Origin of the sequence: Reyranella sp., assembly GCF_965249915.1 — a bacterium.
Classification (GTDB): Bacteria; Pseudomonadota; Alphaproteobacteria; order Reyranellales; family Reyranellaceae; genus Reyranella.
The window spans coordinates 5,563,558-5,583,273 of sequence record NZ_OZ252257.1 but is presented as its reverse complement, the minus strand read 5'-3'; the positions used below and the strand labels follow the sequence as shown (position 1 = coordinate 5,583,273).

The 19,716-nt window shown below is 66.8% G+C and carries 21 protein-coding genes; 12 read left to right on the top strand and 9 right to left on the bottom strand.

Annotated elements, in window-relative coordinates; genetic code table 11:
* Nucleotides 1-19: 19 nt before the first annotated feature.
* From ACP15H_RS27455 to pyrC, 3 genes are all read right to left on the bottom strand, one after another.
* The gene (locus ACP15H_RS27455; RefSeq protein ID WP_425069300.1) at nt 20-1,366 is read right to left on the bottom strand and encodes an ActS/PrrB/RegB family redox-sensitive histidine kinase; all 1,347 of its coding nucleotides are present in this window, start codon (nt 1,364-1,366) and stop codon (nt 20-22) included.
* Nucleotides 1,367-1,370: 4 nt separating this feature from the next.
* On the bottom strand, nt 1,371-2,168 hold the full coding sequence (locus tag ACP15H_RS27450; RefSeq protein WP_425069299.1) for an NUDIX hydrolase: 798 nt from the start codon (nt 2,166-2,168) through the stop codon (nt 1,371-1,373).
* Between the two features lie 116 nt (nt 2,169-2,284).
* Complete coding sequence (pyrC, locus tag ACP15H_RS27445) at nt 2,285-3,355, bottom strand: dihydroorotase (RefSeq protein WP_425069298.1); 1,071 nt, start codon at nt 3,353-3,355, stop codon at nt 2,285-2,287.
* A gap of 51 nt (nt 3,356-3,406) precedes the next feature.
* Between pyrC and ACP15H_RS27440 the strand changes: the two genes are divergently transcribed.
* The 5 genes from ACP15H_RS27440 (at nt 3,407) to ACP15H_RS27420 (ending at nt 8,344) form a co-directional block, all read left to right on the top strand.
* Nucleotides 3,407-4,462 carry a serine hydrolase domain-containing protein gene (locus tag ACP15H_RS27440; protein ID WP_425069297.1) on the top strand — a complete coding sequence of 352 codons (1,056 nt, stop codon included), beginning with the start codon at nt 3,407-3,409 and terminating at the stop codon, nt 4,460-4,462.
* Nucleotides 4,459-5,361, top strand: coding sequence for an alpha/beta fold hydrolase (locus ACP15H_RS27435; RefSeq protein WP_425069296.1), 903 nt, complete (start codon nt 4,459-4,461; stop codon nt 5,359-5,361). The genes ACP15H_RS27440 and ACP15H_RS27435 overlap by 4 nt, the downstream gene beginning before the upstream one ends.
* A gap of 10 nt (nt 5,362-5,371) precedes the next feature.
* A complete protein-coding gene (locus ACP15H_RS27430) occupies nt 5,372-6,154 on the top strand; it encodes a hypothetical protein (RefSeq protein WP_425069295.1) in 783 nt (260 codons plus the stop codon).
* Between the two features lie 210 nt (nt 6,155-6,364).
* Nucleotides 6,365-7,333 (top strand): hypothetical protein, encoded by a 969-nt coding sequence (locus ACP15H_RS27425; RefSeq protein ID WP_425069294.1) that lies wholly within the window; start codon nt 6,365-6,367, stop codon nt 7,331-7,333.
* Between the two features lie 384 nt (nt 7,334-7,717).
* Complete coding sequence (locus ACP15H_RS27420; protein ID WP_425069293.1) at nt 7,718-8,344, top strand: MBL fold metallo-hydrolase; 627 nt, start codon at nt 7,718-7,720, stop codon at nt 8,342-8,344.
* 9 nt (nt 8,345-8,353) lie between these two features.
* On the opposite strand, the gene ACP15H_RS27415 is transcribed toward ACP15H_RS27420, so the two are convergent.
* Nucleotides 8,354-9,880 (bottom strand): hypothetical protein, encoded by a 1,527-nt coding sequence (locus ACP15H_RS27415; protein ID WP_425069292.1) that lies wholly within the window; start codon nt 9,878-9,880, stop codon nt 8,354-8,356.
* 133 nt (nt 9,881-10,013) lie between these two features.
* Here ACP15H_RS27415 and ACP15H_RS27410 point away from each other — a divergent pair, with 133 nt between their 5' ends.
* Entirely contained in the window at nt 10,014-10,979 is a 966-nt protein-coding gene (locus ACP15H_RS27410) for an aldo/keto reductase (RefSeq protein WP_425069291.1), read from the top strand.
* 172 nt (nt 10,980-11,151) lie between these two features.
* Here ACP15H_RS27410 and ACP15H_RS27405 read toward each other — a convergent pair whose 3' ends face one another.
* Both ACP15H_RS27405 and ACP15H_RS27400 read right to left on the bottom strand, forming a co-directional pair.
* Nucleotides 11,152-11,580 carry a VOC family protein gene (locus ACP15H_RS27405; protein WP_425069290.1) on the bottom strand — a complete coding sequence of 143 codons (429 nt, stop codon included), beginning with the start codon at nt 11,578-11,580 and terminating at the stop codon, nt 11,152-11,154.
* A gap of 53 nt (nt 11,581-11,633) precedes the next feature.
* Nucleotides 11,634-11,825 carry a hypothetical protein gene (locus ACP15H_RS27400; protein WP_425069289.1) on the bottom strand — a complete coding sequence of 64 codons (192 nt, stop codon included), beginning with the start codon at nt 11,823-11,825 and terminating at the stop codon, nt 11,634-11,636.
* 88 nt (nt 11,826-11,913) lie between these two features.
* Between ACP15H_RS27400 and ACP15H_RS27395 the strand changes: the two genes are divergently transcribed.
* A complete protein-coding gene (locus tag ACP15H_RS27395; RefSeq protein ID WP_425069288.1) occupies nt 11,914-12,378 on the top strand; it encodes an SRPBCC family protein in 465 nt (154 codons plus the stop codon).
* A 137-nt stretch (nt 12,379-12,515) separates the two neighbouring features.
* Here the strand turns inward: ACP15H_RS27395 and queE are convergent, their stop codons facing one another.
* Both queE and ACP15H_RS27385 read right to left on the bottom strand, forming a co-directional pair.
* Nucleotides 12,516-13,241, bottom strand: coding sequence for a 7-carboxy-7-deazaguanine synthase QueE (gene queE, locus ACP15H_RS27390; RefSeq protein WP_425069287.1), 726 nt, complete (start codon nt 13,239-13,241; stop codon nt 12,516-12,518).
* Complete coding sequence (locus tag ACP15H_RS27385) at nt 13,238-13,765, bottom strand: 6-pyruvoyl trahydropterin synthase family protein (RefSeq protein ID WP_425069286.1); 528 nt, start codon at nt 13,763-13,765, stop codon at nt 13,238-13,240. Before ACP15H_RS27385 ends, queE begins: the two co-directional genes overlap by 4 nt.
* A 685-nt stretch (nt 13,766-14,450) precedes the next feature.
* Between ACP15H_RS27385 and ACP15H_RS27380 the strand changes: the two genes are divergently transcribed.
* Together ACP15H_RS27380 and ACP15H_RS27375 are read left to right on the top strand one after the other, a co-directional pair.
* Nucleotides 14,451-14,834, top strand: a complete 384-nt coding sequence (locus ACP15H_RS27380) for a DUF805 domain-containing protein (RefSeq protein ID WP_425069285.1) — start codon at nt 14,451-14,453, stop codon at nt 14,832-14,834.
* Nucleotides 14,835-14,916: 82 nt separating this feature from the next.
* On the top strand, nt 14,917-15,624 hold the full coding sequence (locus tag ACP15H_RS27375; protein ID WP_425069284.1) for a ribonuclease activity regulator RraA: 708 nt from the start codon (nt 14,917-14,919) through the stop codon (nt 15,622-15,624).
* An 18-nt stretch (nt 15,625-15,642) separates the two neighbouring features.
* On the opposite strand, the gene ACP15H_RS27370 is transcribed toward ACP15H_RS27375, so the two are convergent.
* Nucleotides 15,643-17,025 carry an adenylate/guanylate cyclase domain-containing protein gene (locus ACP15H_RS27370; protein ID WP_425069283.1) on the bottom strand — a complete coding sequence of 461 codons (1,383 nt, stop codon included), beginning with the start codon at nt 17,023-17,025 and terminating at the stop codon, nt 15,643-15,645.
* Between the two features lie 172 nt (nt 17,026-17,197).
* On the opposite strand from ACP15H_RS27370, the gene ACP15H_RS27365 reads away from it, so the two are divergent.
* From ACP15H_RS27365 to ACP15H_RS27355, 3 genes are all read left to right on the top strand, one after another.
* On the top strand, nt 17,198-17,764 hold the full coding sequence (locus ACP15H_RS27365) for a glutathione peroxidase (protein WP_425069282.1): 567 nt from the start codon (nt 17,198-17,200) through the stop codon (nt 17,762-17,764).
* Nucleotides 17,765-18,024: 260 nt separating this feature from the next.
* A complete protein-coding gene (locus ACP15H_RS27360; protein ID WP_425069281.1) occupies nt 18,025-19,188 on the top strand; it encodes a phytanoyl-CoA dioxygenase family protein in 1,164 nt (387 codons plus the stop codon).
* A gap of 4 nt (nt 19,189-19,192) precedes the next feature.
* The gene (locus ACP15H_RS27355; RefSeq protein ID WP_425069280.1) at nt 19,193-19,645 is read left to right on the top strand and encodes a hypothetical protein; all 453 of its coding nucleotides are present in this window, start codon (nt 19,193-19,195) and stop codon (nt 19,643-19,645) included.
* The last annotated feature ends 71 nt before the right edge of the window (nt 19,646-19,716 follow it).

Genomic DNA, 19,716 nt, shown 5'->3' with positions numbered 1-19,716 from the left:
ACTCCTTCGACATCGGCCGCTATGTAGCCTTGAAGACGGGATTTGGCCAGCGTACCGAAACGGCGGCCCCGCCGCCCGTGTCGCTGCGGTTGCCGAAGGTCACATTGGCGCCCGTGCGTTCCAGCAGCGTCTTGGCGATGAAGACGCCCAGACCCATGTGCCCCTCCTGGCCCTGCCGGGTCGAAATGAACGGCGTGCCGAGCTCGTCGAGCAGGGCCTCGGAGAAGCCCGGCCCGTCGTCGACGACCTCGACCTCCGACCATTCCCGGGTCCACCGGGTGGTCACGCGAACCTCGCGGCGGGCGAAGGAGACGGCGTTCTGCACGATGTTTCCGATACCCTGCATGATCTCCGGGCTGCGCAACTGGATCGGCGCCGTCTTCGGCACGCCCTCGCCGACCGGACCGGCCTCGAAGGCGATGGCGATCTCCTCGCGCGCGTAATTCTGCGCCGCCGCCTCGATCAGGGCCGGCAGCGGCACCAGCGTATAGGAATCCGAGACGTCGCCCGCGGGATCGGTCGAGAGCCGCGCCAGGATGGCCCGGCAGCGCTCCGATTCGGCGGCCAGCAGCTCGACATCCTCGCGCAGGGGATCGTCGTACTCGATCTCGCGCTGCATCTCCTTGGTGATCACGGCGATGGTCGAGAGCGGCGAGCCCAGCTCGTGGGCCGCGGCGGCCGCCAGCGCACCCAGGGCCGAGAGCTGCTGCTCGCGCGCGAGCGCGGCCTGTGCGGCGGCCAGCGCATCGGCCATCTGGCGGGCCTCCTCGGCGGTCCGCCAGCCGTAGAGCGTGATCAGCAGGGTGGTGAGCGAAAGGCCCGCCCAGACACCGACCTGGTAGATGTCGGGCAGGTCGGGCGGCGGCCCCCGCCAGGGCAGCGGCTGATAGAACAGGCCCAGCACCGCGATGCTCGCGATCGTGAGCAGGGTGAGCGCCACGTTGCTCGCCAGCGACAGGATGGTGGCGCCGATGGCGACCGGCGCCAAGAGCAGCAGCGAGAACGGATTGCCGAGACCGCCGGTGAGATAGAGCAGCACCGCGAGCTGCAGGATGTCGAAGGCGAGGAAGATCGCCGCCTCGCGGTCGTCGATGCGCGCCGAGCCCGGCCGGCCGATGCTGACGGTGAGGTTGAGCAGCGCCGAAAGCGCGATCGTGCCGCCGACCGCCAGGACCGGCATGCCGAAGCCCAGCCCCCAGTGCACGACGGCGGCGGTGAAGGCCTGGCCCGCGACGGCGCCCCAGCGGATGAAGACCAGGGTGCGCAGGCGCACGCCGCCGCGCAGCACCGGCACGGCGCCGGAACGGCGGGGAGCGGCCAGCGGAGTCTCTCGGGACGGGGGCGCGTCGTCGTCACGCACCGCCACGAGCCTATTCCTCGATCATCAGGTGCTTGCGATGCACCGTCGTGAACAGCGGGATCTTGCGCTGGACCGTGCGGTCCGGCGGCTCCTTCACCAGCCGGCCGATCTCGCCCAGGATCAGCCCGGTGATGGTCGGCAGCGGCAGCTCGCGCGCCTCGTCGAGGCGCACCCAGCGGATGTCGCCCATCTCGCTCGAATGACGGATCTCGCCCGACGCATCCTCGGCCCGCGCCATGAAGAAGCGCGCATTGAAGCGGCGCGGCCGGCCGGGCGGCGTCACCGCGCGCGCGATCAGGTCGAGACAGTCGAGCGCCGGCGCCATGCCCTGGTCGAGGAAGCCCTTCCAGTGCTCGCCATAGTCCTTCTTCGGCGCGCCGCCCTCGAGCGGCTTGCCCAGCATCAGGCCGCTCTCCTCGAAGGTCTCGCGCACCGCGGCGACGGCCAGCGCCCGCGCCCGCTGCGCCGAGGCCGCGCGCATCAGGCGCTCGTTGACGAAGGGATCGAGCGAGGTCGCGACGGGCACGCGCGCATCGTCGGGGTCGACCTTGCCGCCGGGGAACACATAGCGGTTGGGCATGAAGGCATGGGCAGCGGCGCGGCAGCCCATCAGCACCTCCGGCGTATCGCCCTTCATGCGCACCAGGATCAGCGTCGCGGCATCGCGCGGCCGCATGTAGGGATAGACCTTGTCGATCTGCTCGACCGGCCGTTCGCTGCCGGGCTTCAGGGGGACCTTGGGGGCTTCGTCGTAGCCTTTGTCGGTGCCGCGGACCACGGCGCCTTCGGGAATGCCTCTTTTGCTCATGCCCGCAAAGTTAAAGGGTCATTCAGCCCAACGCGAGCGGCATTTCTCATTGGAGCGCGCAACTCCAGTTGCGCTCATGATCATGATTGCGCCACTGGAGTGGCGCGCTCCAATGATCAGAAACTCCACTCCACCGGCGTGTCGGGGCGGAAGACGGTGATGTCTTTGCCGCCGCCCGGGACCGCCACGCGATCCGGGATGTCGAGGGGCTGGGCGTGCAGGGTCACCTTCTCCTCGTTTGCCGCCAGGCCGTAGAAGCGCGGGCCGTTCAGGGAGGCGAAGGCTTCGAGATGGGCGAGCGCGCCCTCTTCCGCGAAGACCTGCGTGTAGACCTGCATGGCCACCGGCGCGTTGAACACGCCGGCGCAGCCGCAGGCGCATTCCTTGGTGTCGGTCGTGTGCGGCGCGGTATCGGTGCCGAGGAAGAACTGCGTGCCGCCCGATGTCGCCGCGCGTCGCAGGGCGAGACGATGCTCCTCGCGCTTGGCGATCGGCAGGCAATAGAAGTGCGGGCGGATGCCGCCCTTGAAGATCGCATTGCGGTTGTAGCTGAGATGATGCGGCGTGATCGTGCCGCCCATCCGGCCCGGGTTGGCCTCGACGAAGGCCACGCCCTCGCGCGTCGTGATGTGCTCCAGCACGATCTTCAGCCCCTCGTGGCGCTTCAGCAGCGGCGCCAGCACCTTGTCGAGAAACACCGCCTCGCGGTCGAAGATGTCGACCTCGGGATCGGTCACCTCGCCATGGACCAGCAGCGGCATGCCGGCCTTCTCCATCGCCTCCAGCCCTTTCGCGACCTGGTCCATCGAGGTCACGCCGTGCGCCGAGTTGGTCGTGGCATGTGCCGGATAGAGCTTGGCCGCGACCCAGACGCCCTCCGCCTTGCCGCGCGCCAGCTCGGCCGGATCGGCGCCGTCGGTCAGGTAGCAGGTCATCAGCGGCTCGAAGTTCAGTTCCTTCGGCACCGCGGCGCGGATGCGCTCGCGATAGGCGCTGGCCTCGGCGACCCGGGTCACCGGCGGCACCAGGTTCGGCATGATGATGGCGCGGCCGAACTGGCGGGCGGTGTGCACGGCGCAGGCCGCCAGCATCGCGCCGTCGCGCAGATGGACGTGCCAGTCGTCGGGACGGCGGATGGTGATGGAAGCGGGGTTCGCAGACGTGGGGGTCGGATGTGCAGAAGCCATGACCCGCTTTCTACGCTTGCTCCCGGACGGGCTCCAATGTTGATTGCAGGCATGAACGACCTGAATGACGCCGTCGCCTTCGCCCTGGCCGCCCAGTCCAACTGGCCCGCCAGCATGTACATGCCCGACGGGCAGTTCGTGATGACCTACGATTCGGGCGAGAAGGAACCCGACAACGAGGTGCTGGGGCCGGTCACGCCGCGCGGCGGGCCGTCGGGCCTGATCTATCGCGGGGCTGAGAAGATCGCCGAATGGGGCGACGTCGACCGCGCCGACATGACCTTCAGCGTCGCCAAGAGCTACCTGGCCCTGCTCGCGGGCCTGGCGCTGGGCGACGGGCTGATCGGGAGCCTCGACGACACGGTCGCGGACACTGCGCTCGATGACGGATTCACCAGCGAGCAGAACCGCGACATCACCTGGCGCCACCTGCTGACCCAGACCAGCGAATGGTCGGGCACCGTGTTCGGCAAGGAGGACCGGATCGACCACAATCGCGTGGTCGGCGTCGCGGTCGCCGATGCGCCCAAGGGCACGCGCCGCGCGATGAAGAAGCCCGGCACCTTCTACGAATACAACGACGTGCGCGTGAACCGGCTGTCGCGCTCGCTGCTGCAGGTCTTCCGCGAGCCGCTGCCGCAGGTGCTGAAGCGGCGCATCATGGATCCGATCGGCGGCTCGCAGGGCTGGAAGTGGGACGGCTACCGCAATTCCTACGACACGATCGACGGCAAGCAGATGCTGTCGGTGCCGGGCGGCGGCCACTGGGGCGGCGGCATCGTCATCTCGGCGCGCGACCTCTCGCTGATGGGACGGCTGGTGGCGCAGGGCGGCGTGTGGGACGGGCAGCAGATCCTGCCGAAGGGCTGGACAAATGAGCTGGTGAAGCCCTGCCCGGTCGCGCCCTTCTACGGGCTGATGTGGTGGCTCAACACCGGCCGCAAGCAGTTCGCCGCCGCCTCGGAGAGCAGCTACTTCGCGCTGGGCTGGGGCAGCCACATCGTCTGGATCGATCCCGAGAACGACCTCGTCACCGTGCTGCGCTGGATCGACCGCAAGAAGGCGCCGGAATTCGTCGAACGTCTGCTGGGTGCGATCAGGAAATGAGTCTCGATTTCTCCGCCGTCCCGCGTATGTCGGACGGCCGCACCGCCGCCGAACATATCGAAGACGTCGCCGCCAAGTCGCAGATCGTGCGCGTGCCGATGGGCCCGCGCAGCGCCGGCGGCAGCGGCACGATGATGTGGCACGTGTTCGGCGCCGCGCCCGAGAAGCCGATCCTGCTGCTGTTCCATGGCGGCTCGGGCTCGTGGATCCACTGGATCCGCAACGTCCTGCCGCTCAGCGAGCATTTCAGCGTCTATGCCGCCGACCTGCCGGGCCTGGGCGACAGCGACCCGCCCGACGACGTGAACGACATCTGGTCGGTGACGCACTGCGTCGAGGCCGCGATGAAGGAACTGCTGCCGAAGGACAAACCCTTCTCGATGGCCGGCTTCTCGTTCGGCGGCATGGTCTCGGGCCATATCGCGACGCTGTTCGAGGACCGCATCGAGCGCATTGCGCTGGTCGGCGCCGGCGGCCTGAAGGCCACGCGCAAGCCCGGCCCGAAGCTGCACAAGCTGCTGCCCGAGATGCCGCCCGAGACCTTGGCGGCCGAGGCGCGGCGCAATCTCGAGATCCTGATGCTGCACGATCCGAAGAACGTCGACGGCATCGCGATCCACATGCAGATCCTCAACACCACGCGCGCCAAGACCCGCAGCCGCATCATGGGCCAGGCCTTCAAGCTCAGCGAAGTGCTGCCGCGCGTGAAGACGCCGCTCACCGGCCTCTGGGGCGAGTTCGATTCGACGACCTATCCGCACATCCAGGAACGCATCGATCTCTTCCGCGCCCTGCAGCCCGACTTCGAGATGAACGTCATTCCCGGCGCCGGCCACTGGGTGGCCTATGAAGCCGCCGACGCCTTCAACCAGGTCCTGCTCCGCGTGCTCGCCAAGTGACGACCGCGCGATGAGCCGCCGGGCGCGTGCGGTGCCCGGCACAGGGGCCGCCGCGCTCCTGCTCGGCATGGCCCTGGCGCCGGCCGAAGCGCAGCAGAACGTCGCCAACAATCCGCTGACCGACATCCCGGCGATCCAGGTGCAGAACTACCTGCAGCCGGTGATGAGCGGCCAGCCCATCAGCGGCGCCGACCAGCCCTTCCTGCGCGGGATCCTGCCGCACGACACGTTCGGCTGGCCGCAGCTCCTGCGCGCGTCGCTGGCCACCGGCACGACGGTCTGGGGACCGGCCGGCACCGAGAGCGGCCTTGGCGACCTCACGCTGTTCGACGTGCCGCTCTTCCAGCTCGACAATGCCAAGCTGGGAATCGGGCCGCTGCTGATCCTGCCCACCGCCACCAGCCCGGCGCTGGGCGAACGCAAGTGGCAGGCCGGCGCGCAGGCCGTCGTGAGCGCGCCCTACGACTGGGGGCTCCTTGCGGCGCTGGTCGCCTACCAGCAGGCCTTCGACGGCAGCGCGCGCTCGCTCACCATCCAGCCCTTCCTCTTCTACAATCTCACCGACGGCTTCTACCTGCGCTCGAGCGGCATCACGGCGATCGATTTCGGCCGCCAGCGCGCGGTCGTGCCGGTCGGGCTGGGCCTCGGCCGGGTCCGCCGCCTGGCCGACGGCAACGTGCTCAACATGTATCTCGAGCCGCAATACTCGGTAGTGCAGAGCGGCCCCGGGCAGCCCAGCTTCCAGATCTTCGCCGGCTTCAACATCCAGTTCCCGCCGGGCCGCAGCCCCTGATCGGGGGTGCCGGCCGCGTAACGAGTTGCCCTCGCGCGCGCATCGGCTTTCAATGATCGGGAAAGGTCCCTCGCTGCGCTCGGGATGACAATTTTGTTCTGATTGACGCAGTGCGCCGATCCCGACACCCGTTGTCATCCCGAGCGCAGCGAGGGACCCTTGATCAAACGCGGCAGCCCCACAAAAGAGGGCGCCCGAACGGAGGAAACGATGCCCAACCTGCTCTGCGTCGGCACCGCCGGCATGTCCGTATGGTTCAGCCGCGACGACGGCGAGACCTGGATCCGGCCCTATATCGAATCCGGCCTCTATCTCGAGGCGCGTGTCTGGGCACTGTCGGCGCATCCGCAGCGGCCGGGCGAAGTGCTGGCCGGCACCGATTCCGGCCTCTACCGCTGGAACGAGGGCGACCAGAAATGGACGCATCTGCCGTCGCTGCTCGACGGTTACGACATCTGGGCGATGGCGCAGGCGCCGGACGATCCCGACACGATCGTGGTCGGCACCCAGCCCGCGGCCATCTTCGTCTCGACCGACGGCGGCAGGAGCTTCACGCAAGCGCAGGGCTCGTTCGCCGAAGCCTGCATCTTCGTGGGCAAGCCGCGCGTGACGCAGATCCTCTTCGATCCGGTCGACAAGGACACGCTGTGGGCCGGCGTCGAGATCGACGGCGTGCACCGCTCGACCGATCGCGGCCGCAGCTGGAAGAAGGTGGGCCAGGGCATCAACTCCGAGGACATCCATGGCCTGGCCGTGATCCGCAACGGATCGAAGCTGGTCTATGCCACGACCAACCGCGGCCTGAACCTGAGCCGCGACAATGGCGAGACCTTCGCCTTCCAGGAACTCGACTCGCCCTGGCAGTACACCCGCACCATCGTGCCCCGCGCCGACGGCGACGCGACGGTGTTCCTGACCAACGGCAACGGCCCGCCGGGCTCGACCGGCCGGCTGCTGCGCAGCACAGACCATGGCGCAAACTGGCAGGACGCGAGGCTGCCGGGCGAACTCAACTCGACGCCGTGGACGGTAGCGACGCATCCCTCGAACCCGAAGCTGATCTTCGTCTGCTCCAACCTCGGCCAGCTCTTCCGCTCGACCGACGGCGGCGAGACCTGGACCAAGCTCCCGCGCGAATTCGGCGAGGTCCGCAGCACGATCTGGCAGCCGCTTCCTTGAGCACCCCGACGCACACCCGCACCCACACCCGCACCCACGCCCGCACCCACGCCCGAGCCCGCACCCTCACAACCTCATCCTGAGGAGGCCGCGCAGCGGCCGTCTCGAAGGATGGGAAACAAACGCAGTGCTCGTTCCCACCCTTTGAGACGCTCACTCGTTCGCTCCTCAGGGAGAGGCGATTCCAGAAGCATCGCGCGCAACATTATTGCGCGAACGGTTATCAACTAGGGGGGTGCGACTCTCATTTCGACTGTTTCGTTTATTTCGGTTATTTCGTTTATTGGCCAGAACGTCGACGTTTCCAACGGCCTGCCAAAGGAGCCCGCGATGAAAACCACCGTCGCCGAGATCGCCCCGAGCATCTAACGGCTCTCGCCCTTCGTGAACGCCGTCGGCCCGACCGGCTTCACCTTCAACCCGTTCCTGATCGATGCCGACGAGCCGCTGCTCTTCCCCTACGGCCAGCGCAGCCTCTTCCCGCTGATCGTCGCGGCGGTGAAGACGGTGATCCCGCTCGACAAACTCAGGTGGACTACCTGCTCCCCTGTCGAGGGCGACGAAAGCGGCGCGTTCAACCAGTGGCTCGCCGCCGCGCCCAACGCCCAGCCGGCGCACGGCCTGACCGGCTGCAACATCTGGCTCGCCGACAGGACCGACCGCCCGCCGCGCGCGCTCCAGGACGACGAGGTGCTCGACCTCGGCGGCAAGAAAGTGCGCTGGCTCGACACGCCGCACGTGCCGCACAACTGGGACGCCGGCCTGATCTACGAGAAGACGACCGGCACGCTGTTCAGCAGCGACCTCTTCACCCAGACCGGCCCCGCCGACCCCACCACCGAAAGCGACATCGCCGCCCCCGCCATCGCGGTCGCCGAGCGCCTGCCCTTCATGCCGCCGACCCCGATGGCCGAACCGACGCTACGCCGCCTGGCCGCGCTGAAGCCGACGACGATCGCGCTGATGCACGGGCCAACGTTCAAGGGCGCGGGGCGGCGGCGTTGGCAATAAGCACACCACTCAGTCGAAATAATTTGAAGCACCTTGGAGCCACCGTGACTCTAGAGGCCGACCATCGAGTCGACGCGCAGTTATCATTTCTCCACCCGTCGCAGTGCCTTTTGTACCTAGACGCACCTTGCCAGCCATCACGCAAAGTAAACGCCGCTCATAGAGGTAGTCACAACCAAACAAGCACAAAGGCATCACAACATGCGGATCAAGACGTTCGGTCGGATTACACTCCGAGCGCTTCTTTTTATGGGCGACAACCAAAGCGCTTACACTAAATTGCTCTCCACATATCGCACATTTCTCGGCACTCTTATTGCCAAAGAGCCATTCTTGAAGGATGTACTGCTCGCGACGACGTTTCGCTTGCACAGGCGCGTCAGTACCGACTTCATCCAGCTTTCTCAGTCGCGCGCGGTAGATTTCGTATCTATTTCTTTCATCAATTGTTGTTCGTCGTCTCTCCTGAGGGCTGGTTATTAAGCTATATTTAAAATTCCCTCGGCCAGCAGACGCATTCTTGAAGACAATCGGCGAATTACTTATAGCTTTTGTCACTATTGGCAACCCAAACCCCTCAGCAACCAAATAGTCACGCAACTCGGCAAACGAACTGCTTGCTCGCTTCTTAAAGTAATCAACAACCGCAGTTTGTATGCCAGTAAGCTCACCAGGAGACTCCAGAAATCGCGCCTTCTGTTCGTTGCATTCGAAATATTTCGATGAACATAGATAACGACGCACAAGCGCGACGTCAGGATAAACATACTTCGATGCTCGTGACTTCAGAGCATTTGCGAGACATTCCGCTAGTCGTGAAATCTCGATTTCACTAGACAGTGCGAATGCTTTTTCAGCATAGCCAAAAAGTGTATTTTCCCGATCCTCTAGACAATACCAAAACTCTCTCCCGTCCGCCTCTTTCCAAAGATTGGCATCTAATTGTAAAGCCGATTTAAGTATTGGTAGATCGGTGGCACTCACAAGATCTGCGAGATCCTTGGAGTTCGCCAATCCCAGAAGTCCTGGCCTGGAGCGAGCCGCTTGCAAGGCTTTTCGCATCAGCTCAGCTTCAGCGGGTGCAGCAATAAAACTAAAAGTCGTATCTTCGATTTCTTCGCGCGTCGGCTTATAAAAGCGCTCATTATATAGATCATACTCACCGCATGAGCCCAGCTCTTGCATCAACCTCAAGAGGCCCTTAACGTTGACCGACCCGGTGACAAAGTTTTTCGCGGCCATAACCTCTACATATTCAACCGTCGACCAAATTGCTCGAGATGCTAATAGATCTCTGCATCTCCTCAATATCGGCATCTCATCAATGGATGCTTGATTTCGAAACTTACTGTTGAGGATTTGCCTGACCCTCTCGCGCGTACCGACGCTAAACTTTGATGCGGTTAGCTCCAACGTAGGCCACGCACTGTCGCCAAAGCCAAAGTAATAGCAAATGAGATTAACGTCGCGAGCCTTAGTATTTCCCGGCGGCACCTTGCGTTCTACATACAGAACAAATTCTTCTTCGATATCCATAGGTCACCTCAATGCAACCATATAGAGAATCTCTGCCACTTCCCTCAAGCAAAATGCCGAGCGCCGGAGACACGACGCTCTCAACGAAAGCACCCTTCGCCGCACATCTTTCTGTCGTTAGGTTTGCCTCGTAATGCACTACCACCCCCTCGGAACCACCGGCCTCACCGTCTCCGTCGCGGGCCTCGGCTGCGGCGGCAACAGCCGGCTCGGGCTGGGGCGCGGGGCGAGTTTCGACGAGTGCGTGGGCGTTGCGCGGGCGGCGATCGATCTGGGGGTCAACTTCCTCGACACGGCCGAGGTCTACGGGACCGAGGAGATCGTGGGCGCGGCGGTGAAAGCCTATGACCGCGACAGTCTGGTGATCTCGACCAAGGCGCTGTTCAAGACCGAGGACACGGCGGAGGCGGTGACTGAGAAGCTCGAGGCGTCGCTGAAGCGGCTCGGGCTCGACCATGTCGACATCTTCCATTTCCACGCGGTCGGTCCGGCGGCCTACGAGCATCATCGCGACGTGCTGGCGCCGGCGCTGCTGCGGCTCAAGGAGCAGGGCAAGGTGCGCCATGTCGGCCTCACCGAGACGGGGCCGCGCGATCCTGAGCAGGCGATGCTCGCGCGCGCCGTCGAGGAGGCGCCATGGGAGGTCATCATGCTGGCCTACAGCCTGGTGAACCAGGGCGCGCGCACCAAGGTGTTCCCGGTGACCGTGCGGCGCGGCATCGGCACCTTGCTGATGTTCGTCGTGCGCAACATCTTCAGCAACGACGCCTACCGCCGCGCCGTGTTCGCGAAGCTGGTCGAGGACGGGCGGCTCGAGGCGTCGGTGCTGTCCCAGGGGAGCGCGGACGGCGACCCGCTCGCCTTCCTCGTCTCCGAGGGCGGCGCGGCGAGCATCACCGATGCGGCCTATCGCTATGCGCGCCACGAGAAGGGCGCGGACGTCATCCTGTTCGGCACCGGCAACCAGGCGCATGTGAAGGCCAATATCGAGTCGATCCTGCGGCCGCCTCTGCCCGCTCCGGTGATCGAGCGGCTGCACCGGACCTTCGGGCATCTGAGCGGGGTGGGGCTGGATCTGCCGGGGCCGGTGAAGGCCTGAGGCGGACGCTCCAACACTGACCTCACCCTGAGGAGCGGTCCAACGGACCGCGTCTCGAAGGGTCGGCACGCGCACCGCGCCTGTTGCCCATCCTTCGAGACGCCCGCCGGCGGCGGGCTCCTCAGGATGAGGTGGGGGTGTGGATGCGCAAGGGATTGCGCAGGCGCACCCCTCACCCCGGAAAGTACACGACCTCGAGCTTCAGTCCGTCGGGATCGGCCAGGAAGACGGCGTGATAGCCGGCGCCGTATTGCGGATAGTCGGCCGGCGGATCGAGGATGCGGGCGCCCTGCTGCTTCATCAGCGCGTGCGCGGCGGCGACATCGGCGCGGTCGGCGGCGCGGAAGGCCAAGTGATGCAGGCCGGCGGTGGTGCGGTCGTGCGGGCGGTCCGTGCGGGCGGCGCGCAGGGCGACGCCGGCCAGCAGCCTTCCGTCGGGCGCCAGGTCCCAGACATGCAGCGCGGGCTCCTGCTTCACGCGGCGGTAGCCCAGGAAGGAGAGCAGCGCGTCGTAGAAGGGCGCCGACACCGCGAGGTCGCGCACGGTGAGGTCGATGTGGTGCACGATGCCGCGTATGGGGCCACGTAGGGGGCCGGGCATGGACTCCTCCGGTCAGGGGAGCTCCTTCAAAGGCCCATCGGCCGCGAAGTTCCTCAGCCCTCGTCGCGAATGACGAAGCGGGCCTGCCGGACTTCCTCCGCCGACCAGCCGTCGGCCTGCATCTGGCTGCGGGCGCGATCGACGTAATCCTGGTCGAAGATCGGGGCGTTCACGAAACCGAGCACGATCGAATAGGAGCGGAGATATTCGTCGCGCAGGAAGACGTCGATTTGCTTGGTCGGCACGACGGAACTAATGCCAGCCAATAGTGAACCTATTTTGAAGGCCGCCGCCAACCGGGGGAGACTGCGCGCCCAAGGAGGAGCAGCCCCCATGTCGACCGAGTCCACGACCGAGACCGGAACCGTCCGCCTGCACCGCGTGCTGACCGCCCCGCCCGAGCGCATCTACCGCGCCTTCCTCGACGCCGACGCGATGGCCAAGTGGCTGCCGCCGCACGGCTTCACCGGCAAGGTGCACTCGATGGATGCGCGCGAGGGCGGCGGCTACCGCATGACCTTCACCAACTTCTCGTCGGGCAACAGCCATTCCTTCGGCGGCACCTTCGTCGAGCTGGTGCCCAACGAGCGCATCCGCCACACCGACAAATTCGACGATCCCAACCTGCCCGGCGAGATGCAGACCACGATCGTCCTGCGCAAGGTGATGGTCGGCACCGAGATCGAGATCGTGCAGGAGGGCATCCCCGCGGTCATTCCGACCGAGGCCTGTTACCTCGGCTGGCAGGAATCGCTGACCCTGCTGGCGCAGCTGGTGCAGCCGGAGATTCCGGGGTGAGCCTCCCTTCGGACTCCTCTCCCCCGATCGGGGGAGAGGTTGGGTGAGGGGGTTGCGCACCGACGCTTCGACCCGCCCCCTCACCTAGCCTCTCCCCCTAGCGGGGGCGAGGAACATGAGACTCGAGAGGCTTTGCGCTACACCCCGCGCTCGTTGCCCCAGGCCAGCACGTGCAGCTGCGGCAAGACCGTCGCCTCGAACCAGCGGTCCTGTCCCACGCGATCGACCAGCCAACGGAAGCGGGCCATGAGTCCCTTCTGGTCGACGCCGTCGCGGCCGGCCGCGTTGGGCTCGCCCGGCGTGTGGTTGCCGACGGAGAGATAGACCGGCAGCGAGGGATGACGCGCGGCGGCGGTGCGGGCAAAGGCGTAGTCGGCCTCGTCGAACACCGCGACCTTGAGCACCGTTTGAGGCCCGCCATTGGCAGCGGCGAGGCAGGCGTCGAAGGCGCTCCAGTCGGTGTCCATGCCGGACGAAGGCGGCTTGGGCGAGAGCACGAGATGGTCGAGCGTGGCGAACCAGGCGGCGGCGACGCTGCCCTGGGTCTCCATCGCGAAGCGATGGCCGCGCGCGTGGCCCCGCTCGATCAGCGACGCCAGCGGCTGGATCGCGGGATTGCCGCCGGAGATCGTCACCAGCACCGGCACGCCGCCGGTCAGCGCGTCGACCTGCGCGAGGATCGCCTCCGGCGCCATCGGCCGCCAGTCATGGCGATACGCTGGCAGCACGGCATAGAGCGTGTCGCACCAGGAGCAGCGATAGTCGCAGCCGCCGGTGCGCACGAAGACGGTGGGCCTGCCGATCAGCGCGCCCTCGCCCTGCACCGTGGGCCCGAAGATCTCCGAGATGCGGATCGTGCTCATGCGGCGAGATCGTTGATGCTGTCGTCGGCACGGCTCCACCAGCCAGCACCCTCGCGCGCGGGCAGCACGTCGGCCGGATCGCCGGTGAGCGTCACCGCGTTGGTCGGCGTCTCCTCGACCGTGAGTTCGATGCAGCGCAGCCCGTTGCCGTCGGCGGCGAGGAAGGCGTTGAGCTTGGCCATCAGGCAGGCGGCCAGCATCTCGGTCGTGGGATCGCCCGGCGTCACCAGCAGGCGGCCGAGCCGCTGGGGCTCGTGCGTGCGGAACCAGTCGATCATCGGGTCGCCCGCGCCGAGCTGGAAGGCGTGGTCGACCTGGTCGTCGACGAAGCGGTGCCAGCGCGCCTTGGCGCGGTCGAAGGGCACGACCATGTTGGCGCCGCCGTCGAGGCGCTGCGGCACGGCCGGTTGGAGACGGGCGATCACCTGCTCGTTGTGACCGTGGGGAATGGCGCATTTGCCGGCGGGATCGGCGATCAGCCGATGCGCCATGCTGTATCGCCGGGTGAAGACGAGGCTGAACATCAGCCGCGTGCGCCCGGCACTGGGACGATCATCTAAAACTCCTGTTTTGACCGGGTGGGTCTGCGACCGGGACGGCGCGGGGCGCCGACGGGGCCCTTCTGCCCCAGCCCGGCGGCCAGGGGAAGCCGTCACCGGCGCGGCATGGTGCCGTCTCTTCGCAGCGTGTGAAATTAGCTGAGAGGACAGCGGACCGATCGCAGGCAGCCTGGAGTCTTTCCGATTACGATCGAATCACCAACACCAACCTCATGCCGAGGGGCGCTCCGATGGCGCGCGTCTCGAAGCATGGGCGCGAGCATCATGCCTGTTACCCATCCTTCGAGACGGCCGTGGAGTTTACCCCGAGGTACTCGAGGGGCGGCCTCCTCAGAGGCTGGCCGGAAACGAATTGAATCGATTCAAGCACTTACCTCATCCTGAGGAGCCGCGCCTTGCGCGGCGTCTCGAAGGATGGACAACAGGCAAGGTGCGCGTTCCCACCCTTCGAGACACATCGCTGCGCGATGTTCCTCAGGGTGAGGTTATTGGGGCTGTTCATAGCCCCTTGTTTTAGCTGCATTCATTTCCGGCCAGACTCTCAGGCTGAGGTGGTGCGGGTCGTCTTGAAGCGGAAGGAGTCTAGGCACACGGGTCGATGTGATGGCACACTTCTAATGCTCGGCATGCGAGCATCGGGGGAGATCGAGTGAAGAGACTTTTGTTCAGCTTTCAGGGCCGCCTCAATCGCGCGCCCTACTGGTACGTGCACCTTGCCCTGGCGGTCATTCAGTTTCCGATCTTTGGCGCCTGGTTCGCCATCATCGTCTACCCGGCGATGGAGACACGGGACATGGACACGATCCAGGACGCCGCCAGGACGATGTACCTGCTCTATATCCTGTGCGCGCCCTTCATCTGGATCAGCCTTGCCGTCATGGTGAAGCGCTGCCACGACCGCGACAAAACGGGCTGGTTCATCTTCATCATGCTGGTGCCGCTGATCGGCCCGATCTGGCTCCTGATCGAGCTCGGCTTCCTGCGCGGCACCACAGGACCGAACCGGTACGGCCCCGATCCGCTGGACACCTGACGCTCTCAATCGGTCGTGGCCGTGCCGCGGCGCGTCGCCTATTCTCCGCCGGATTTCAGAATCCCAGAGAAACGGAGACACCGTGCAGACGACGCCGCTTTCGAAAGAGCTCCACGACACCCTGTCGAAGATCACCACCGCCAGTATCACCACGATCCTGCTGAAGAAGGGGCTGCGCAACGTCTGGATGCGCGGCACGCGGCCGATCAAGCCGGGCCAGGGCCGTCTGGTGGGCCGCGTCTTCACCCTGCGCTTCGTGCCGGCCCGCGAGGATCTGGCCACGCCGGCGAGCTGGTCGTCGCCGATCTCGACCCGCGCCGCCATCGAGGCGATGCCCGAGGGCGCGATCGTCGTGGCCGACGCGATGGGCGTCACCGACGCCGGCATCTTCGGCGACATCCTGTGCGCGCGCATGGTCAAGAAGAACGTGGCCGGCCTGATCACCGATGGCGTGGTGCGCGACATTGCGGGCGTGCTGGGCACCGGCCTGCCGGTGTGGTGCCAGGGCGCCGCGGCCCCGCCGTCGGTCGCCGGCCTCACCTTCGTGAGCTGGCAGGAGCCGATCGGCTGCGGCGGCGTGGCGGTGTTCCCCGACGACGTGGTCGTGGTCGACGATGACGGCGCGGTGCTGATCCCCCAGGCGCTGGTCGAGGCGGTCGCCCAGGAAGGCACCGAGCAGGAGCGGCTCGAAGGCTGGATCATGTCCGAGGTCGAGCGCGGCGTGGCCCTGCCCGGCCTCTATCCGCCCAACGACGAAGCCAAGGCGCGCTACGCCGCGACCAAGAAGTAGGCCGGCGCCGCCTCGGCGCTAGGCCACCCAGACGTCGATCGGCGCCTCCCGCCCGCGCAGGCTGAGGGCCGGGATGCGACGGAAGCCACCGGTGACGCCGCTGCCGGTGGCTTCGCCGACCCGCGACACCACCGCGTCGCTGGCGACGATGCGGCAACCGAGCGTGCGCGTCGCGGCCTCCAGCCGGCTCGCGACGTTCACCGTGTCGCCCAAGGTCGCGAATTCCAGCCGCCGCTCCGAGCCGATGTTGCCGAGGATCGCCGGCCCGAAATGGACACCCACCGATATGGCGAGCGTCGGCAGGCCGGCGGCCGCCAGCTCGGCGTTGGCGGAGGCGATGCCCTGGACGATGTCGCGGGCGGCGGCGAGCGCGTTGGCGCAGTCCGCCGGCGAGATGCGCGGCGTTCCGAAGGTCGCCATCACCCCGTCGCCCAGGTATTTGTCCAGCGTGCCGCCGTTGGCGAAGATCGCCTGCTCGACGACGCCGTGGCATCGCCGGAGAAGCTCGATCACCGTCTCCGGCGTCTCGCGCTCGGCGAGATGGGTGAAGCCCACGATATCGGCGAACAACACCGCCACGTCCTGGGATCGCACCGCCCCCACGTCGCTGCTGGCGGCGGCGAGCTCATCCACCATCGAGGGCGGGAAGTAGCGCGAGAGGTTGGCGCGTTCGGCGGCCACATTGGCCTGGCGGATCAGCAGCGCGTTCGACCGCTGCCCGCGCAACGCGAGGATCGCGGCCACCAGGAAGAAGATGAGCATTTCCTGCGCGCGGATCGACCAGACCACCGAGTTCGGATCGACGATTCCGTGCAGGCCCGGCATGCCGGCAAAGGCGGCGGCGACCCGGGCGCCGAGGTTCGGGTCGGTGCTGCCGAACAGGGCAATGCCCAGGACCGCCGCGAGCCAGATCACGACGACGGCGCTGCCCATGGTGAGGATGGTCCGCCAGGAATAGGCGAGCGTCGCGAGGGCCAGGATGATGAAGAAATAGGGAAAGGTCTCGAAGCGGAAGATCATCGCCGTCGGGAACCGTTCGGACGCGAAGGGATTTGGCACCGTGAGCGTCACCGCCAGCAGGACGAGGTCGGCCAGGATCAGCAGCAGCTCGATGCGGGAACGGCCCACCGTGGCGAAGCGGAGCTGCGCCCAGCCCAGGGCGATGAAGACCAGCAGCAGCCCGTGGAAATAGAGCATGCTCCAACTCGCGTTCTGGAACGCGATCAGCACGCCGCTCGCCGCGAGGGCGACGGTGCGCGCCCAGGCGGCGATCCGCTGCCCTTCGAGCTTCTCCTTGCGCAGCGCCTCGAGCAGGAAGGGATTCTCGGGCGACGCAAGCCGTTCCTCCGCGCCCCGAAACCACAGGCTGCGAAAGATTTCGGCTGGACCGGAAGACACCATCACGCCCCCTTCTCGCGAACGCCACCGGGCGGCAGCATGGCGGGCGATGCGCGGCCGGTACAGGGCCGCGGGGACGACGGAAGGCGTCCTGTGCGATATCCTCGCCTGCAAGGAGAGGGTCGATGACATATTGGCGGGATCGCGCGAAGACCACCGCGGCAGGCGGCGTCCCATGAAGGTGTTGCGCATGCTGGCCTTCGCCGTCGCCGGCGCGCTGTTGTCGGCCGCGGCCTGGTCGCAGGCCGGGCGCCAGCCGGTCGACTGGCCCGCCGTATCACTGGAATCGATCGGCGGCGGCCCGCTGCCGACCGCGGACTATGCGGGCAAGGTCGTGCTGCTGGTCAACACGGCCTCCCTGTGCGGCTTCACCGGCCAGTACAAGGGGCTGGAGGAGCTGTGGCGGCGCTACAAGGACAAGGGCCTCGTGGTGCTGGGCGTGCCGTCGAACGATTTCGGCGGCCAGGAGCCCGGCAGCAACGAGGAGATCAAGCGCTTCTGCGAAGCGAGCTTCGACGTCACCTTTCCGCTCGCCGACAAGCAGATCGTGACCGGCGCCAACGCCCATCCGCTCTACCGCTGGGCCGCGGCGCAGACCGGCACCATCGGCACGCCGAGCTGGAACTTCCACAAGATCCTGATCGGCCGCGACGGAAGGGTCATCGACTGGTTCAGCGCGGTGAGCGGCACCGGCTCGAAACTCGAACGCGCCATCGAGGCGGCGCTGGCGTCGAAGGGCTAGTCAAGATTCCGTCGTCTCAGGGCGGGGGTTACCCCGCCCGAACCGGAGCACCGAAGGTGCGGAGCGGAGAGACCTTCTCTCCACGATTTGCCGGCTTTTGGCGGAGAGAAGGTCTCTCCGCTCCGCGCTGCGCGCTCCGGTCGAGACGACGGAGTTTAGTGCGCCGCATCCGCACAGCGGGCCGGTTGCGCGGCGGGATTTGGCTGCAAGTGAACGGCCGCGCTATCGTCGTCGCCTAAGAAAATAACGGAGACGTCCCGATGGCGATGGCCGAAGCCGCTGCCCCCCTTTCCGCTCAGGACCATGCCCAGGTGATGGCCGAGTACAGCCGCGCCGGCGAAGCCCGCGCGCGGGCGCTGGGCAATCGCGGGCCGATCCGGCTCGATGCCGACGGCCGGCTCGCGCAGGACATTCTCGACGCCTACTGGACGCACGGCTTCTACGTCTTCGAGGGCGTGGCGGGGCCGGAGGAACTGGCCGAGCTGCGGGCCGACGTCGATGCCATCCTCGAGCGCGCGCCGGTCGAGCCCGGCGCCGCGGTCGACCGCAACGGCCGCCCGGCCTTCGGCGAGGGCGTGCTGAAGCCGCCCTATCGCTGGGCCAAGCCGTTGAGCGATCCGCTCGGCGGCACCACGAAGAACAACGGCCGCCATCCGGTGGCGATGAGCCAGCCGACCCTCAGCGAGGACGCGCCGGCCTGGACCGTCGAACTGCTCGACGGCAACCTCTACCTGATGAACGCCGCGTTCCGGCTCTACGGCCATCCCGGCCTGCTGGCGGCGGCCGCGTCGATCCTCGGGGACGACTTCGTGCCCTACAACGAGGTGACCTTCATCAAGGAAGCGGGCCTCGGCCCCTCGGTCGCCTGGCACCAGGACGGCACGACCCATTGGGACGCCGCCGACTGGGACATGGGCGCCCACGGCTTCAACTTCATGACCCAGCTCTATCCCAGCACCGCGGGCAACTGCGTCTGGGTGCTGCCGGGCAGCCATCGCCACGGCAAGGCCGACATCCGCAAACTGGTCGCCGAAAGCGGCTCCGACCGGATCGCGGGCGCGGTGCCGATGCTGGCCGGCGCCGGCGACACGATCGTCACCAACCGCCAGCTGCTGCACGGCTCCTTCGCCAACTCCTCGCCCGACCGCAGGGTGACGCTCAACGCCGGCTTCTTCCCGCGCAAGCGCGTGCTGGGCGTCACGACCAAACGGCTGAACGGCGAAGTCGTGACCTATGACGCCGAGCGCATCGACCAGCGGCTGCGCATCCTGCTGCTGGCGATCGACGCGCGCCGCCAGCGCTTCCCGCAGGAGAAGAGCCATGTCTATCGCCCGCTGGCCGACCGGCAGGCGGAGAACCGCTGGAGCGAGGCGATGCGCGACACCGTGCTGAAGAACTATAACCAGCTCGACATGTTCATCTGACGGGATGCGGTTCGGACTCTGCCTGCTGCTCCTGCTCGCCGCTTCGCCGGCATTCGCGCAGGCGCAGGCACAAGACCCTGAACCGCTTCAGAACGACGACGACATGGCGGCCTATTGCCTGGGCGTGAACGGCCAGCTCGCCGAGCGCTTCCGCCAGATGCAGCTCTGGGGCTGCGGCAGGGCGGCGGCGATGCAATGGTGCCGCGACGCCAAGGCCGCCGCGCCCGAGGCGATGCGGGCCCGCGAGCGGCTGGTCATCCGCTTCGCCAACATACTCACGCAAAAGGGGCTGCTCGACGTCGAGCGCCCGCCCGAATCGCGCGCCCGCCTCACCCGCATCGTCTCCGACGGCTCGGCCGATGCCCGCGCCTGCTTCAACCCCAAGGGCGAGCGCAACGAAGCCGCCTGCGAGCGGCTGCAGCGCTGCGAGGAAGCCGAGCAGCGCGTGGGGCAGTAGAGTTTGAGCGCCATCCCAGCTCCCAACCCCGCCCCCAGGCCCCAACCCCAACCTCACCCTGAGCGACCGTC

What these genes read in the sequence shown, in the direction of transcription:
- ACP15H_RS27450 (WP_425069299.1), bottom strand. Translation starts at nt 2,168, where the DNA reads ATGAGCAAAAGAGGCATTCCCGAAGGCGCCGTGGTCCGCGGCACCGAC.
- pyrC (WP_425069298.1), bottom strand. Translation starts at nt 3,355, where the DNA reads ATGGCTTCTGCACATCCGACCCCCACGTCTGCGAACCCCGCTTCCATC.
- ACP15H_RS27440 (WP_425069297.1), top strand. Translation starts at nt 3,407, where the DNA reads ATGAACGACCTGAATGACGCCGTCGCCTTCGCCCTGGCCGCCCAGTCC.
- ACP15H_RS27435 (WP_425069296.1), top strand. Translation starts at nt 4,459, where the DNA reads ATGAGTCTCGATTTCTCCGCCGTCCCGCGTATGTCGGACGGCCGCACC.
- ACP15H_RS27430 (WP_425069295.1), top strand. Translation starts at nt 5,372, where the DNA reads ATGAGCCGCCGGGCGCGTGCGGTGCCCGGCACAGGGGCCGCCGCGCTC.
- ACP15H_RS27425 (WP_425069294.1), top strand. Translation starts at nt 6,365, where the DNA reads ATGCCCAACCTGCTCTGCGTCGGCACCGCCGGCATGTCCGTATGGTTC.
- ACP15H_RS27415 (WP_425069292.1), bottom strand. Translation starts at nt 9,880, where the DNA reads ATGGATATCGAAGAAGAATTTGTTCTGTATGTAGAACGCAAGGTGCCG.
- ACP15H_RS27410 (WP_425069291.1), top strand. Translation starts at nt 10,014, where the DNA reads ATGCACTACCACCCCCTCGGAACCACCGGCCTCACCGTCTCCGTCGCG.
- ACP15H_RS27405 (WP_425069290.1), bottom strand. Translation starts at nt 11,580, where the DNA reads ATGCCCGGCCCCCTACGTGGCCCCATACGCGGCATCGTGCACCACATC.
- ACP15H_RS27395 (WP_425069288.1), top strand. Translation starts at nt 11,914, where the DNA reads ATGTCGACCGAGTCCACGACCGAGACCGGAACCGTCCGCCTGCACCGC.
- queE (WP_425069287.1), bottom strand. Translation starts at nt 13,241, where the DNA reads ATGAGCACGATCCGCATCTCGGAGATCTTCGGGCCCACGGTGCAGGGC.
- ACP15H_RS27385 (WP_425069286.1), bottom strand. Translation starts at nt 13,765, where the DNA reads ATGTTCAGCCTCGTCTTCACCCGGCGATACAGCATGGCGCATCGGCTG.
- ACP15H_RS27370 (WP_425069283.1), bottom strand. Translation starts at nt 17,025, where the DNA reads ATGGTGTCTTCCGGTCCAGCCGAAATCTTTCGCAGCCTGTGGTTTCGG.
- ACP15H_RS27365 (WP_425069282.1), top strand. Translation starts at nt 17,198, where the DNA reads ATGAAGGTGTTGCGCATGCTGGCCTTCGCCGTCGCCGGCGCGCTGTTG.
- ACP15H_RS27360 (WP_425069281.1), top strand. Translation starts at nt 18,025, where the DNA reads ATGGCGATGGCCGAAGCCGCTGCCCCCCTTTCCGCTCAGGACCATGCC.
- ACP15H_RS27355 (WP_425069280.1), top strand. Translation starts at nt 19,193, where the DNA reads ATGCGGTTCGGACTCTGCCTGCTGCTCCTGCTCGCCGCTTCGCCGGCA.